The 14,966-nt window shown below is 65.4% G+C and carries 13 protein-coding genes; 9 read left to right on the forward strand and 4 right to left on the reverse strand.

The features are described from left to right. Positions 1-16: 16 nt before the first annotated feature. Positions 17-976 (forward strand): alpha/beta fold hydrolase, encoded by a 960-nt coding sequence (locus tag ACZYZ9_RS17465; protein ID WP_463827533.1) that lies wholly within the window; start codon positions 17-19, stop codon positions 974-976. On the opposite strand, the gene ACZYZ9_RS17470 is transcribed toward ACZYZ9_RS17465, so the two are convergent. From ACZYZ9_RS17470 to ACZYZ9_RS17480, 3 genes are read right to left on the reverse strand one after another with little or no spacing between them, the layout of a single operon-like run. Next, entirely contained in the window at positions 971-2,317 is a 1,347-nt protein-coding gene (locus ACZYZ9_RS17470) for a flavin monoamine oxidase family protein (RefSeq protein WP_463827534.1), read from the reverse strand. The two genes, ACZYZ9_RS17465 and ACZYZ9_RS17470, sit on opposite strands and share 6 nt — an antisense overlap. Before the next feature lie 20 nt (positions 2,318-2,337). Further along, positions 2,338-3,453: an Rv3169 family protein gene (locus ACZYZ9_RS17475; RefSeq protein ID WP_463827535.1), complete on the reverse strand. Its 1,116-nt coding sequence runs from the start codon at positions 3,451-3,453 to the stop codon at positions 2,338-2,340. Continuing rightward, positions 3,453-4,571, reverse strand: a complete 1,119-nt coding sequence (locus ACZYZ9_RS17480; protein ID WP_463827536.1) for a phosphotransferase family protein — start codon at positions 4,569-4,571, stop codon at positions 3,453-3,455. The genes ACZYZ9_RS17475 and ACZYZ9_RS17480 overlap by 1 nt, the downstream gene beginning before the upstream one ends. Positions 4,572-4,614: 43 nt before the next feature. Between ACZYZ9_RS17480 and ACZYZ9_RS17485 the strand changes: the two genes are divergently transcribed. Both ACZYZ9_RS17485 and ACZYZ9_RS17490 read left to right on the forward strand, forming a co-directional pair. Next, positions 4,615-5,211 carry a TetR/AcrR family transcriptional regulator gene (locus ACZYZ9_RS17485; protein WP_463827537.1) on the forward strand — a complete coding sequence of 199 codons (597 nt, stop codon included), beginning with the start codon at positions 4,615-4,617 and terminating at the stop codon, positions 5,209-5,211. Beyond that, positions 5,208-6,038: an SDR family NAD(P)-dependent oxidoreductase gene (locus ACZYZ9_RS17490; protein WP_463827538.1), complete on the forward strand. Its 831-nt coding sequence runs from the start codon at positions 5,208-5,210 to the stop codon at positions 6,036-6,038. Before ACZYZ9_RS17485 ends, ACZYZ9_RS17490 begins: the two co-directional genes overlap by 4 nt. Positions 6,039-6,044: 6 nt before the next feature. Here ACZYZ9_RS17490 and ACZYZ9_RS17495 read toward each other — a convergent pair whose 3' ends face one another. Then, on the reverse strand, positions 6,045-7,328 hold the full coding sequence (locus ACZYZ9_RS17495; protein WP_463827539.1) for an HNH endonuclease: 1,284 nt from the start codon (positions 7,326-7,328) through the stop codon (positions 6,045-6,047). Between the two features lie 106 nt (positions 7,329-7,434). Between ACZYZ9_RS17495 and ACZYZ9_RS17500 the strand changes: the two genes are divergently transcribed. From ACZYZ9_RS17500 to ACZYZ9_RS17525, 6 genes are all read left to right on the forward strand, one after another. Beyond that, the gene (locus tag ACZYZ9_RS17500; protein WP_463827540.1) at positions 7,435-8,394 is read left to right on the forward strand and encodes a DUF4129 domain-containing protein; all 960 of its coding nucleotides are present in this window, start codon (positions 7,435-7,437) and stop codon (positions 8,392-8,394) included. Next, a complete protein-coding gene (locus ACZYZ9_RS17505) occupies positions 8,391-8,876 on the forward strand; it encodes a hypothetical protein (protein WP_463827541.1) in 486 nt (161 codons plus the stop codon). Before ACZYZ9_RS17500 ends, ACZYZ9_RS17505 begins: the two co-directional genes overlap by 4 nt. Continuing rightward, the gene (locus ACZYZ9_RS17510) at positions 8,873-9,841 is read left to right on the forward strand and encodes an AAA family ATPase (protein ID WP_463827542.1); all 969 of its coding nucleotides are present in this window, start codon (positions 8,873-8,875) and stop codon (positions 9,839-9,841) included. The genes ACZYZ9_RS17505 and ACZYZ9_RS17510 overlap by 4 nt, the downstream gene beginning before the upstream one ends. After that, positions 9,838-11,091, forward strand: coding sequence for a DUF58 domain-containing protein (locus ACZYZ9_RS17515; RefSeq protein WP_463827543.1), 1,254 nt, complete (start codon positions 9,838-9,840; stop codon positions 11,089-11,091). The genes ACZYZ9_RS17510 and ACZYZ9_RS17515 overlap by 4 nt, the downstream gene beginning before the upstream one ends. Position 11,092: 1 nt before the next feature. Beyond that, on the forward strand, positions 11,093-11,485 hold the full coding sequence (locus ACZYZ9_RS17520; protein ID WP_463827544.1) for a hypothetical protein: 393 nt from the start codon (positions 11,093-11,095) through the stop codon (positions 11,483-11,485). A gap of 137 nt (positions 11,486-11,622) precedes the next feature. Beyond that, positions 11,623-14,820 carry a PPE domain-containing protein gene (locus ACZYZ9_RS17525; RefSeq protein WP_463827545.1) on the forward strand — a complete coding sequence of 1,066 codons (3,198 nt, stop codon included), beginning with the start codon at positions 11,623-11,625 and terminating at the stop codon, positions 14,818-14,820. Positions 14,821-14,966 lie beyond the last annotated feature (146 nt).

The following is a 14,966-nucleotide window of genomic DNA, read 5'->3' on the forward strand; positions in this document are numbered from 1 at the left end:
CAAGGGGGGAGCTGCGATGAGTGCTCGAAGGAACACCCAGTCCGTAGCTGATGCGATGCCGCCGGGCCGTCCCCTGACGGTCCGCGCGGCAGACGGAACCCGGTTGCACGCTGAGGTGTTCGGGCCCGAGGACGGCTATCCGATCGTGCTGACGCACGGATTCGTGTGTGCCATCCGCGCCTGGACTTACCAGATCGCCGACCTGGCGGGCGAATACCGTGTGATCGCCTTCGACCACCGCGGTCACGGCCGCAGCGGCGTGCCCCGCCGCGGCGGGTACAGCCTCAAACACCTGGCGTCCGACCTCGACTGCGTGCTGGAAGCAACCCTGGCTCCGCACGAGCGTGCGTTGATCGCCGGGCACTCGATGGGTGGTATGACCATTCAGGCGTGGTCGCAGCGGTACCGCCACAAGGTCACCCGGCGTGCCGACGCCGTCGCGCTGATCAATACGGCCAGCGGTGATCTGTTGTCCAAGATCAGGTTGCTGTCGGTGCCTGCGGGTCTCTCACCTGCCCGGGTGATCGCCGGCCGGACGCTGATCAACGCCATCGGCGGCTTGCCGCTGCCGAATGCGGTCCGGATTCCCAGCCAATACATGGTCGCGATGATGGCCACCGGCGCCGACGCCGACCCCGGGATCGTCAAGCTGGTCTACGAACTGTTCGCCCAGACCACGCCCGCCGGTCGCGGCGGCTGCGCGCGAATGCTCATGCACGAGATGGGTTCTCGCCACCTCAGCCTGGACGGCCTGACGGTGCCGACGCTGGTCGTCGGCAGCAAGCGGGACCGGTTGACGCCGATCAGCCAGTCCCGGTTGCTCGCGGCCACCGCCCCGAATGTCGTCGGTCTCGTGGAACTGCCCGGCGGTCACTGCTCGATGCTCGAACAGCCCGACGAGTTGAACCGGCAGTTGCGCGGACTCGCCGAATCGGTGCGGGCGCGGCACGATCGAATTCGACTGATCAGCTCATAACAGCGCGGCGACCGCTGCGGCGGCCCGCTGGCCGGAGCTGACAGCGCCGTCGAAGTATCCGGTCCATGCGTCGGCGGTCTCGGTACCGGCCCAGTGAATGGGGCCGACCGGTTCCCGCAGCAACCGGCCGTACTTCGTCCACGACCCCGGCGGCACCGCGGCGGTAGGACCGCCTGGCGCGAATTCTTCTGTGCCCCAACGGTAGTCGGCATAATCCAGCGGCTTGAGCGCTTCGTCGCCGTAGAGCGAGGCGAAGCAGCGCAGGGTGTCGCGGCGGCGCTGGTCGGTGGTCAGGGAGTCGAAGGCGCGGGCGTCGACGAAACCCATCAGAATGCCCGGTCCGTCTTCGTGCGGGCTGACGTCGAATGTGATGAACACCGGACCCGTGTCGAGCAGCGCTGAGCCGGAGAAACCCTGCGCCCGCCAGAATGGCGTCTCATACGCCGCATAAGCCTTGCTCAGGCGGCCCTGCGGCCAGTGCTGGGCGAGTTCGGCGTAGTCGGGCGGCAGCGGCGGGGTGAATTCGATGTGGTTGCGGTGCGCCGGCGGGATCGCCACGATGACGAAACCGGCCTCGGCCTGGCCCTGATCGGAGGTGACGGTGACCCCCGACCCGTGTCGTTCGATGCGCCGGACGGGTGCGTCCAGGACGACGCGCGAGCCCAATTCGGCCGCTGCGAATTCCGCGACCTGCTGGGTGCCGCCGGGAAACCGGTCCTGCTGCGCACCGTTCTCGGTGTCGAGCAGCCGGTTCAGTCCGCCGGCGGCCCGCACGTACCGGGTGGCGTGCAGCATCGAGACGTCGTCGGGTTCGCACCCCCAGGTCACCCGGGACATGATCGCCATCAGGTCGCGCGAAGATTCGGTGGCGTGCACCATGCGCAACCATTGGCCCAGGGACACGCTGTCCAGTTGGCGTGCCCGCTTGGCCTCCCACGGCCGGGAAACCGGGACGGTACGGGAAAGTCTCCCGAACTGCCATTGCAGGCGGCCGATGTCGAGCAGGCCGAGCAACGACAGCCGCGGGATGGTGCCGCTGTAGGCGCGCGCTGCGCCGCGCCAGTGGATGACGTTCTTGCCTTCGTGGAAGGTCGGGATGGTCGGCAGCCCGAGTTCGGCGACCAATCCGAGCACCGCGTCCTGGGTGGGGCCGACGAACGAGCCGCCCATATCGACGGGCAGACCCGCGACGTTGCCGGTGAAGGAGCGGCCCCCGACACGGTCTCTGCCTTCGAATACCAGCACATCGTGGCCCTGCTGGGTCAGGTCACGGGCAGCAGCCAGTCCGGCAAAGCCGGCGCCCACCACCACAACGTCGACATTCCACGGTGGGTTTGTCACGTTGTCCAGTGAACCGCACGCTAGGGGGCAACCGTCAACCAGTCGGCGAATCCCGACGGGTCATGGCGTCCGAGCGCGCCGTGCTCGTAGAGGCCCCACCCTTCCACCGGATCTCCGTCACCGTCGCGGCACACCGCGCGCCCGACGTGGTCGATGACACCGAAACCGGACCGGGCGATGATGGCGGGGTCGGTCATGTCGTAGGTCAGTCGCTCGACGAACTTCTCGCCTTTCCACGTCCCGTGCAGCCAGTCCGAGTCGCCCCCGTAGCCGCCGCCGACGTGGATCGGTACCGGGAGTTTGGACTCCACGTCGACGTGGACCGGGGTGCCGTCCGGGGCGGTCGCGTCGATGGACGCGCCAGTCGGGATCCGGGTGCCGGAGCGGTAGTGAATTTTCACCCGCGGCCAGCCCAGCTGCTCGACCCGCCCGTCGCGCCATACCCGGGTGCAGTCGTTGAGCGAACGGAACCCGTTGGGCTCCTCCTGGATGATCAGCACGATCGCGAAGTCCTCGAACGCGATCGGAACGTAGAGCCACCACATGCCTTCGAACGGCGGGTCGGCAGGGCGCCCCGCCGGTTCGGCCTCGCCGATCGGCCGGATACCCCAGGACCGGTCTCGGCTGCCGATCCACACCGAGGGGTCGACGGTGATCTCGTCGCCGTCGATCGACAGCTGTCCGCTCCAACTGCCCAGCTGGGCGAAGCGCTGTGCGTTGAGCGTGACGCGGTTACCCGTCCGCAGAATGTGCGGCTGCTCCTGTACGACGTCGAACAGGCCTTCCCAGGTGAGATCGGCTGCGACGCCTTCGGTTTCGTCGAGCACGATCCGGATCTTGCGCAGCGGTTCGACGACCTCTACCCGGTAGCCGTTGACATGCTGATGCAGCCTGTCCTGGTCGATGGCGTCGGACACGTGCACCGCCGTCTGGATGTCGCCGCGCCGGATGAGCAGGAACGCGTCTTTGACACCGAGGTTGGGGTAGTAGCCGATGCCGGTGATCACGAAGATGTCACCGGTCCGGTCGTGGGCGTTGAAGTAGGAGCGATCGTAGAAGTTGCGGTCCGAGGAGCCCGGCCAGGCGATCGGCTGGGGAATCTGGTGTACCGGGTACTCGTCGAGCGGGCCGAGCATCAGTTGTCCTCTCCGATAAGGCGTTTCATCAATCCGGCGTGGTAGAACAGCGATTCGACATCATCGGGCCTTTCGGCCTCGCCGAAGTGAATGCGCCGGGCTCCGGTGCGCATGAAGACACAGGCCCACATGATGCCGGAATACACGTAGAACCAGTGCAGGTCGTCGAGGTGTACGCCGGTGAGCCGACCATAGGTGTCGCGGACGTCTTCCTCGCGCATCACCTGCGGTAGTCCCGGCAGCGTGGCCAGGCCGGCGAGTTCCTCGAAAACCTTGTGCGCGAAGATCATCCAGGCGACATCCAGTTCCCGCGGGCCCAGCGTCACCATCTCCCAGTCCAGCACCGCCACCGGAGTGAAGTCCCGGTACAAGACGTTGCCCACCCGGGCGTCGCCCCACAGCAAGACCGGCTCACGCGTGTCGGCCTGTTCCGGCCAATTGTCTTGCAGCCATTCGAAACTGCGCTCCACCAAGGGCGAGCGGCCGATATCGGGGACAGCGAACTCATACCAGGACCTGACCCAGCTGAAATGTTTGCGCAGAGCGGTATCGCCGGTGAGACCCTCCGTCAGGAAGCCAAACGTCTTGTCCGCCTCCGGGATCGAGTGCAGCGTTGCCAGAATCCCGACCGACGCATCCTGCAGTTTGCGTTGCTGCTCGGCCGGCGCGTCAGCGAACCAGTTGCCGCCGAACGTGTAAGGCATGACGTCGGGCGGCACCTCGCCCTCGACGTAGTCCATCAGGAAGAAGGGTGCTCCCAACACCTCCCCGGTGTTCTCGATCCAGCGCATCCGCGGAACCGGGACGTCGGTCAGTTCGCCGACTTTGCGGATCACGTCGAATTGGTGGTCGAGGCGATAGGTCGGAAACACCGGGACGTCTTGGTTGGTGGGTGCGACCCGGGCCACCAGCTTCTGCTCTTGGTCCGCCCATCGCGCGGTCAAGATGATGGTCTCCGAGGACATGCCGGTGGAGTCGACGCCGCTCTCCACGGTGATGTCCGGTGCCACCGGCAACACGGTCGACAGCCACTGCGAGATCAGTTGCGGGACGGTGGTGGTGTCGCGGCTCGAGCGTTGCATGCGGCCGACATCTTCGACCGCCGGTTCATTGGCCACGAGGCTTCCTTCGTGAGATAATTACGATACGGTAGGTAGCGTTATGAAAGCAGACCTGCCATCCCTTGACAAGGCCTCGGGCGCCGGGCGGCCGCGCGATCCGCGCATCGACTCGGCCATCTTGTCGGCGACCTCGGAACTGCTTGTGCAGATCGGGTATTCGAATCTGAGCCTGGCCGCGGTCGCCGAACGGGCGGGAACCACTAAGTCGGCACTGTACCGAAGGTGGTCGAGCAAGGCCGAGCTGGTTCACGAGGCTGCCTTTCCGGTTGCGCCGACTGCCCTGGAAACGCCGGCGGGGGACTTCGCCGCCGACATTCGGATGATGTTCGAAGCCACGCGCGACATCTTCACCACACCCGTGGTGCGCGCTGCGCTGCCCGGGCTCATGGCGGACATGACCGCGGACCCGGAACTCAACGCACGGGTGATGGCCCGGTTCGCCGGCCTTTTCGAGGCGGTCCGGGTGCGACTGCGCGAGGCCATCGAACGCGGCGAAGCCCATCCCGACGTCGATCCGGGCCGGCTCATCGAGTTGATAGGGGGAGCCACCATGCTGAGGGTGCTGCTGTATCCGGAGTTGGACGACGCCTGGGTCGACCAGACCACCGCCATCGTCGTGCACGGGGTCAACCGGTGACCGCGATCGTCACGGGTGCCAGTCGCGGGCTGGGACGGGCAATCGCGCTGGCGCTGGCCGCCGACGGCGCCCCGGTGGCCGTCGTCGGGCGCACCGAGGCGGTTTGGGACGAGCGGCTGCCCGGCACCATCGGCGAGACGGTGGCCGAGATCGAATCGGCCGGGGGCCGGGCGGTGGCGGTGCGGGCCGATCTGACCGACCGTGACGACATCGGCCGGGTGGTCGCCGAGGCGCGGGACGCCCTGGGGCCCATCACGACCCTGATCAATAACGCCGCCTTCACCGCTCCCGGCCGGCCGGGAGCGCAGCGTCGCGCCAAAGCGGCCAACACAGCGCCCAAGCCCGATTGGCCGGGCTTCGTCAGCGTTCCGCTGGCTGCCTATCGCCGGCACTTCGAGATCTCGATCTTCGCCGCATACGAACTCATGCAACTGGTCTGCCCGGACATGATCGAGGCTGGCGGCGGATCGATCGTCAACATCACCTCGATCGCCTCGCGGCTGCCCGGCGACGGACCCTACGCCGACCGTGGCGCCGGGGTGCTGCCGGGATATGGCGGCTCCAAAGCCGCCCTCGAACACCTGACCCAGTGCGCGGCGTTCGACCTGGCCGACTACCACATTGCGGTCAACGCCCTGGCGCCGTCCAAGCCGATCATGACGCCGGGGCTGTCTTATTACGCGCGCGGTTTCGACGACGTGAGTTCCGCCGAGGAATTCGCCCAGGCCGCTGTGCAACTGACGCACGTCGACCCCGGCGAGGTCACCGGCCGCACCATCGGTCACCACCAGGTGCTCGATGGCAGCTTCACACCGTTCACAGTCTGAATCCACTCAGGCGGCATGTCGGTCGATCAGCGTGATCTTGACAGCTGCTTCGATTTCGCTGAGCTCGATTCGTGGGCGGCCGACCGGCGGCGGGGCGGTGGATTGGTAGCGGGCACCGGTGGGGGTGGTGTAAGTGGCGGTGTGGGTACCGGTGTTGGTGCTGGTTTCGACGCTCCAGCCAGGTGCTTCCTTGGCGTAGTTGCAGTGTTCGCAGGTGCCCAGGCCGTTATGCGCGGTGGTGGGTCCGCCGCAGTGATGGGGTTGGGCGTGGTCGCGGTGGCGGATGGGGGCGTCGCAGTAGGGGGTGCGGCAGGTTTGGTCGCGTAGCCCGATGAAGTGGGCCAGCCCGCGGGGGAAGGTGCGGGAGCGGGACTCCATGGCGAGCAGGGCACCGGTTTTGGGGTGGGTGTAGAGGCGGCGCAAGGTGGCCCGCGAGCGGGCGTCGGCCAGGGCGCTGCCGATCAGATTGCGGGCAACCGCGGCGGGGATGGGTCCGTAGCCGTCGAGTACGGCTGGTTCGTTGCCGTCGCCGAGCAGTGTCTCGTCGGAGATGACCACATTGACGTCGACAGGGGCAGGTACGTCGGCGGGGGTGCCGGTGATGCATTCGAACAGGGTGTCGGCCATGACTTGGCCGCGGGAGCGGCCGTCGAACGTGGTGTCGGCGGCGCGGCGCAGCGCAGCGTAGACGCCGACACCTTTGGCCACCGGAAGCAGGGCGCTGACCCAGGTCATGGTGTCGGGAGCGGGCCGGATGGTCACGGTGCGCTCATGCTCGGCTTTCCCGGCGCGCTCGACGACGGCATGCGGGTCGAGACGGTAGGCGATGGCCTTGGCCGCTGCGGTCACCCGTTGATCACCCATCCCGTGCAGTGCCGTGACATCTGCACACAGTTCGCGGTCCAGCGTTTGGCGGTCCTGAAGGTCCAGGCAGGCTGATTCGCGCACGATCAGGGTGGCGCGCCATTCGGACAACGCACCGGATTCCAGTGCGGCCAGGGTGTGCGGCATTTCGTGGACCAGGGCGTTGGCGAAGCCGAGGTGGCGGCCGCCGCGGGCGGGGGAATCGTGCCGGGCCAGGGCGATCTCGCTGGCCAATCCGCGTCCCTGTTTGCGGGCGGGTACTCCGGTGGCGGCTTCGGCGCTGCACCGCACCACAGCCAGGGCGGCGGTGGCGCGGGCCTGTTCGGCGGCTGCGACGCTCTTGGCGTGTTCGCAGGCGGTGATCCGGGCGATCAGTTCAGCTTCCATGGCCCGTTGAGCAGCGGGAATATCGTGTGACTCGAACATATGTTCGACTATACCCCGTATTGCTGGCCGGTGCTCTGGCACGGTCGCGAGTTGTGGAGCACCACCGTTCTGGACCGCGGCACGCCGCCACGGCTAGCCTTCGGCTATGGGGCGAGTCGACAAGCCCACCGCACGCGTTGTCCTGATGATCGCCCTGCTGATCGTGGTCGCCGCGGCTTTGCGCGGTTACCTACCCGCTCATCACGGTTCCAGCGTGCGGGAATCGGGCGGCAGTCCGGCGGCACTGATGTTCCTGACCGCGGCGCTCGCGGGCACGCTCGTGCTGGTGGCGTTTTCGATCGTCGCCCGGCTACGCGACCCGCGTGCCGCAGCGCCCAGTGCCGGTGAGTTGTCCCAATTGCTTGGCCGTGGCAGTGCTCGACCTAGTTGGCGCGTCGTCCTGATCGGACTGGGGGTGATCGTCGCGTGGCTGTTGACCGCAATCCTGCTCTCCCGGCTGTTCGTCCCACCTGATCTGGGACTCGATGCGGCGCAACAGAACTCGACCACAACGCCGTCAACCGGTTCGGGCACCGGACAGCCACCGAAACAACCGCCGCAGCACAAAGACTCCACCGACACGCTCGGAATCCTGCTCGCGAGTGCGCCTGTGCTGCTGATGTTGTTCATCGGCGGTGCCATCGCGTCGCGACGTCGACGACCCACGCCGACCACGAAAACCACCCGCGATGGTGACAGCGATGCGCCGCCGCCCCAGACCGCGTCCGAAACGCTGGTGCGCGCAGCCGAAGTCGGTCTCGCCGAAATGACCGACCTCAGCCGCGAACCCCGCGAGGCGATCATCGCGTGCTACGCAGCGATGGAACGTGAGCTGGCCAACGTCCCCGGCGCGGTCCCCCAGGATTTCGACACGCCGACCGAAGTGCTGGCCCGCGCCGTCGAACACCATGCGCTGCATGCCGAAAACGCCGTCCAGCTGGTCAATTTGTTCGAGGAAGCGCGGTTCAGCCCCCACGTGATGAACGAGGTCCACCGGGAGACCGCGGTTCGTGTGCTCGAACTCGTCCTCGAAGAAATCACACCGCGGTCAGGTGCGCGACCATGAAAAAGCTTATCGTGCTTGGCATTTTGCTCATCCTCGGCACCGAGGCCCTGGCACTGATCCTGCAGGACCGGCGGTTCGTGCTCGCCGCGGCCGGGGTGGGTCTGGCATTGGTGCTGCTCAATGTTCGCCGTGTCCTGGGACACCCGAACGAATCGGTCGCCGAACCGGACTCCGACGATCCCGGCGAGGGATTGCGCCGTTGGCTGGCCACGACCGAGACCACGATCCGATGGTCGGAATCGACCCGCGCGGACTGGGATCGTCACTTGCGCCCGATGTTGGCGCGGCGCTACCAGATGGCCACCGGCCAACGGCAGGCGAAGGATCCGGCGGCTTACAACGCGACCGGCGAGATGCTGTTCGGAGCTCAGCTATGGGAATGGGTTAATCCAAATAACGTCGGGAATACCGATAGCCACCGGCAATCGGGTCCCGGACGGGCGGCGCTGGAAGAGATTCTGCGAAAGTTGGAACAGGTATGACGATGCCGGCCGAGAAGACCACCGCCAATTGTGAAGCAGTACTAGATGAAATCGAACGCGTCGTGGTCGGGAAGCGTTCGGCTCTGACGCTGATCTTGACCGCCGTCCTCGCGGGCGGCCATGTGCTGATCGAAGACCTGCCCGGTCTCGGCAAGACTCTGATCGCACGTTCGTTCGCCTCGGCACTGGGACTGGAATTCACCCGGGTGCAATTCACTCCGGACCTGCTGCCGGCCGATCTGCTCGGTTCGACGATCTATGACATGCAGTCCGGCCGTTTCGATTTCCGGCGCGGACCGATCTTCACCAACCTCCTGCTCGCCGACGAGATCAACCGCACGCCGCCCAAGACGCAGGCCGCCCTGCTCGAGGCGATGGCCGAGGGTCAGGTCAGCATCGACGGTCAAACCCACCGCCTGCCAACGCCGTTCATCGTCCTGGCTACCGACAATCCGATCGAGTACGAAGGCACCTATCCGCTGCCGGAGGCACAACTGGACCGGTTCGCGATCCGCCTGGAACTGCGCTATCTGTCCGAGCAGGACGAGGCGGCGATGCTGCGCCGACGGCTGGACCGTGGCTCGGCCCAACCGACGGTGAACCAGGTTGTCGACGTGCACGATCTGCTGACAATGCGCGAATCGGTCGAGCAGGTCACGGTGCACGAGGATGTCCTGCACTATGTGGTGTCGCTGGCCACCGCCACCCGGCATCATCCGCAGGTTGCGGTCGGGGCCAGTCCGCGTGCGGAACTCGACCTCGTTCAACTCGCGCGCGCCCGGGCGCTGTTGCTCGGCCGCGACTTCGTGATTCCCGAGGACGTGAAGGCGCTTGCCACAGCCGCTGTCGCACACCGTATTACGTTGCGACCCGAGATGTGGGTGCGCAAGATCCAGGGTGCTGACGTGGTCGGGGAATTGTTGCGACGCCTGCCTGTGCCGCGGGCTAACGGCGGATCGGCGTGATCCAGACTCGGGAAGTCGAGTTGCGCTGGCGCGCATCGCCATTGACGCTGGCAATCGCCACCTGTGCGGGCGTCGCGCTGGTCGCTGCGGTCATCAGTGGACGCTGGCAGCTCATCGCCTTCGCGGCGCCGCTGCTCGGGGTCTTGTGCTCGCTGGGTTGGCAACACCCAGTCCCGACCGTGCAGGTGCATGGTGAGCCAGATGCCCAGCGATGTTTCGAGCTCGAAGAGGCACGGATAAAGGTCTGGACAACAACGGATTCCGTGGAGGCGACGGTCGAGCTGGCGGTATCCGCGCTTCCCGGCATGGAACTCGAGGTTGCGGATGCCGGTAAGGGAAAAGCGGTGACCGCGGTGGCGCAACGTTGGGGCCGCTATCCGATCACGGCCCGCGTCGACGTCCTCGCCCGCGGCGGTCTGGTGCAGGGCAAGGGGACCGCCGATGTATCCAACGTCATCGTATTCCCTTTGACGCCACCACAGTCCACGTCCATTCCGCAGACCGAGTTGCTCGACCGGTTGGGTGCCCACCTGACCCGGCACATCGGCCCGGGTGTCGAATATGCCGATATTCGGCCCTACGTCCCCGGCGACCAACTGCGCGCGGTGAACTGGGCGGTGAGCGCGCGGCGGGGACGATTGCACGTCACGCAACGGCTGACCGACCGCGCGGCCGACGTGGTGGTGCTGATCGACACGTACCGTCAGCCCGCGGGTCCGGCGACCGCCGCCACCGAACGCGTAGTGCGGGGCGCCGCGCAGGTGGTACAAACCGCGTTGCGCAACGGAGATCGCGCCGGCATCGTCGCGCTGGGCGGCAACCGGCCGCGCTGGCTGGGCGCCGACATCGGCCAACGTCAGTTCTACCGGGTGCTCGACACCGTGCTGGGTGCCGGCGAGCAGTTCGACAATGCCACCGGCACGCTGGCACCCCGTGCCGCGGTACCGGCGGGTGCGATCGTCTTTGCGTTCTCCACCCTGCTCGACACCGAATTCGCCCTGGCACTGATCGACTTGCGCAGGCGCGGCCATGTGGTGGTAGCTGTCGACGTCCTCGACAACTCCCCATTCGAAGGCGAGCATGATCCGCTGATCATCCGTATGTGGACGTTGCAACGGTCTGCCATGTACCGCGACATGGCGACGGTGGGCGTGGATGTGCTGTCCTGGCCGGGGGATCGCTCACTGGAACATTCGCTGGGTGGACTGCCGGACCGCCGGCGTCGGGTCCGGGGACAGGGCAGGCGTTGAGATGCCGACAGTTCTTGGGCTGCTGATGGTTGGACTGGCCGCCATCGACACGCACGGGCCTGCGTTGGCATTTCCGGCGATCGCGGTGCTGGCGGTGGGAGCGGGACTCGTCATACGCGCCGCGGCAACGGTTGCCGTGTTGTCGGCGGTCGCGGCGATCGTCGTCGCGGATAGCTCACCGGTACTTGCTGCGCTGTCCGGGCTCTGCGCGGTGGGCTACCTGACGAGCCGACACCTCGCTCAATCCTGGACGACGGTTGTTGGTGCTGTGGGGTTTACCTTCGTCGGGTTGGTTGCGACGTCGTTCCCGCTGCAGGTGCCGTGGCTGCCGCTGTTGGCCCCGTTCGCGGTGGTGGCCATTTATGTACTGGCCACCCGGCCCTTTCTGAATTGATCGGAGCGCGTGTTCCGTTCAGGCGAGTCGCTATTGCATGAGGTTTGTGCATTTGCCGGATAGCCACGAGGAAAAGTCATACAGTGTGTGTCCGGTGGGTCGGTTGCGGCCTGTGACTCAACGAAGGGGAGCGTCTGATGAGTTTCTTCGGACTACCGCCGGAAATCAACTCCGTGCGGCTACTTTCCGGCGCAGGCCCGGCTCCGCTATTGCAGGCAGCGGCGGCCTGGAATGGTTTGGCCGACGAATTGTCGACGGCGGCGCAGTCGTTCTCGTCGGTGACGTCTGGGTTGGCGGCTCAAGCGTGGCAGGGCGCCGCGGCGGAGGCGATGGCGGCTGCGGCGGCGCCGTATGCGGCGTGGTTGAGTGCGGCGGCGGCGCGGGCGGTGGGCGCCGCCGGATCGGCGCAGGCGGCGGTGAGTGCGTTCGAGGCGGCGCGGGCCGCGACCATACACCCCCTGGCGGTGGCAGCGAACCGAAATGCGTTCGTGCAGTTGGTGATGTCGAATATCTTCGGCCAGAATGCGCCGGCTATCGCGGCCGCCGAGAGTATCTACGAGGAGTTCTGGGCTGCCGACGTGGCGGCAATGGTCGGCTACTACAGCGGGGCATCGGCGGCTGTGTCTGCGCTCGCGTCGTGGGGTTCGTCGTTGGCTGGATTGACTGGCCTCGGCCAGGTGGCGGCGAGCGCGGCGGCGGCCACGATCCCGGAGTTCAACACCGGTCTGGGAAATATCGGGTCCTGGAACCTCGGCGGCGGCAATATCGGTGACTTCAACCTGGGCGGCGGTAACTCCGGGAATGCGAATGTCGGTAGCGGGAACACCGGTGCCACGAACTTCGGCTTCGGAAATCTCGGTTACAGCAATTTCGGATTTGGGAACATCGGTTCCACCAATTTGGGACTCGGCAATTCCGGTAACGTGAATATCGGGCTCGGCAACAGAGGTAGCGGCAACTTCGGTCTGGGCAACCTCGGCAGTGGGAATCTGGGTTTCGGAAACACCTTCCATCCGTCCACCTTCGTCGGTGGCACGAACTTCGGCAGTGGCAACGCTGGCGCCTTCAATCTGGGCAGCGGCAACCTCGGCTTGCACAACGTCGGCTTCGGAAACAACGGCAATTTCAACTTCGGTTTCGGCAACTCCGGCAATAACAATATCGGCTTCGGTCTCACCGGCGACAATCAGTTCGGTATCGGCGCGCTGAACTCCGGCCTCGGGAACATCGGTTTCGGGAACTCAGGTAACAACAACATCGGGTTCTTCAACTCCGGCGACGGGAACGTCGGCCTCTTCAACTCCGGAAACGGAAACTTTGGGTTCTCGAATGGCGGAAGCACCAACACCGAGTTCTGGAACGCGGCAAGCACGAACACCGGCTTCGGCAACGCGGGCAGCCTCAACATGGGCTTCGGCAATGCCGGTAGCTCCAATTTTGGATCGGCGAATGCCGGTTTCGATAATGCCGGGTCCGGCAATTCGGGATTCAACAACTCCGGATTCTTCAATTCCGGGCAGTACAACACGGGCTTCTCGAATTCGGGTTCAATCAATACCGGAATCTGCAACGCAGGCGACACCAACACGGGTCTGCTCAATTCAGGCGACTTCAACACCGGAATCGGTGGTTCCACGACGCCGCTCGGGGCGACCTCGTCTGGGATCGGCAATACCGGCACCGGCAGCTCCGGGTTCTACAACTCGGCGAATAACTCCTCCGGCTTCAACAATTCCGACCCCATCATGGGGTGGGGTCAAGTGTCTGGCTTCAACAACAACAACGCCTACACGTCAGGTTTCAACAACTCGGGCTTTGCCAGCGTAGGGATTGGCAATACGGGTGACTCCGGCGTCGGCTTCTTCAATTCCGCGCTGTTCGCATCAGGCATCGGCATCAGCGGTAACAACAGTTCGGGAGTCGGCAACGCGGGCCAGTTCAGCGCCGGCCTCTTCAACCAGGGCGACAACCAGTCCGGCATCTTCGGCCCCGCCGCTACCCCGGCGTTCCTGCTCGACCTGGGCCCCTTGGCTCCGATCGTCGGCACAGTGTCTGCGCCAGCGGCAATCACATTCCCGGATATCAACACCGGCCTGGGCAACATCGGTGCCTGGAACCTCGGCGGCGGCAACTTCGGCGACCTGAACCTGGGCAGCGGCAATGCCGGAAACGTGAACTTCGGTGGCGGCAACGTCGGCAACCTGAATATCGGCAGCGGAAACGAGGGCTTCTTCAACCTGGGCAGTGGCAACCTCGGACACACCAACCTCGGCAGCGGAAACATCGGCAGCCTCAACCTGGGCAGCGGCAACTTCGGCAACAGCAACTTCGGGTTGGGTAACAGCGGCGACGGGAACCTGGGTGGTGGCAACATCGGTGACCGCAACGTCGGCAGCGGCAATCTCGGTTGGTTCAATCTCGGTAGCGGCAACAATGGCTGGAACAACGTCGGGTTCGGCAACAACGGGAGCTACAACTTCGGATTCGGCAACAGCGGTAACAACAACATCGGATTCGGACTCAGCGGCGACAACCAATTCGGCATCGGTGCTCTGAACGGTGGCATCGGAAACCTCGGTTTCGGGAATTCCGGCAACAACAACATCGGGTTCTTCAACTCCGGCAACGGAAACGTCGGGTTCTTCAACTCCGGCGACGGGAACTTCGGCTTCAGTAATGCCGGTAATACGGACACCGGCTTTTGGAACGCAGGCTCGTTCGGCACCGGAGTCGGAAATGCGGGTTACGCCAACTTCGGCGTCGGCAATGCGGGCGACTTCAACATGGGTATCGGTAACGGCGGCTACGGCAACATGGGGCTCGGTAACGCCGGTTCGTCCAATACCGGCAGTTTCAACGCCGGCAACGCCAATACCGGTGACTTCAACTCGGGTTACTTCAACACCGGCTACGGCAACTCGGGTGACTCCAATACCGGCGTGATGAACTCGGGCGATCTGAACACCGGTATAGGCAGCTCCACGACCCCGGTGGGCGTGACGTGGTCGGGATTCGGCAACAGCGGAATAGGCACCTCGGGGTTCTTCAACACCGGCGACCACACGTCGGGATTCCAGAACACCGAGGTCGGGGCGAGCCTCTACATGTCCGGATTCAACAATGTGGGTGGCGGCAACGTCGGGATCAGCAACAACGGATCAGGACTGGTGGGTTGGTTCAATGCCGCAGAGGGCTCGGTTGGCGTCTGGAACTCCGGAAGCGCCAGCACCGGCATCGGAAACGTTGGCAGCCAGAGCAGTGGCGTGTCGAACTGGGGCAACGGCAGTGCGGGCGCGTTCAACCGGAGCGACGACGTGGCCGGAATCTTCCGCTGACCCGGACCGGGCCCATGCCCGGTTGATCTGAATTCTGTTTGGTGACAAGCCAATCTGGTGATTTCCCGGAATCCGGCTGCGAAGTCGCCTAGATTCGCGGGTGGCCCGAGAGGGCGGACCACGGCCCGACTGGAACCCTCGAAGGG

It is taken from the genome of Mycobacterium sp. IDUB_28 (assembly GCF_055419285.1).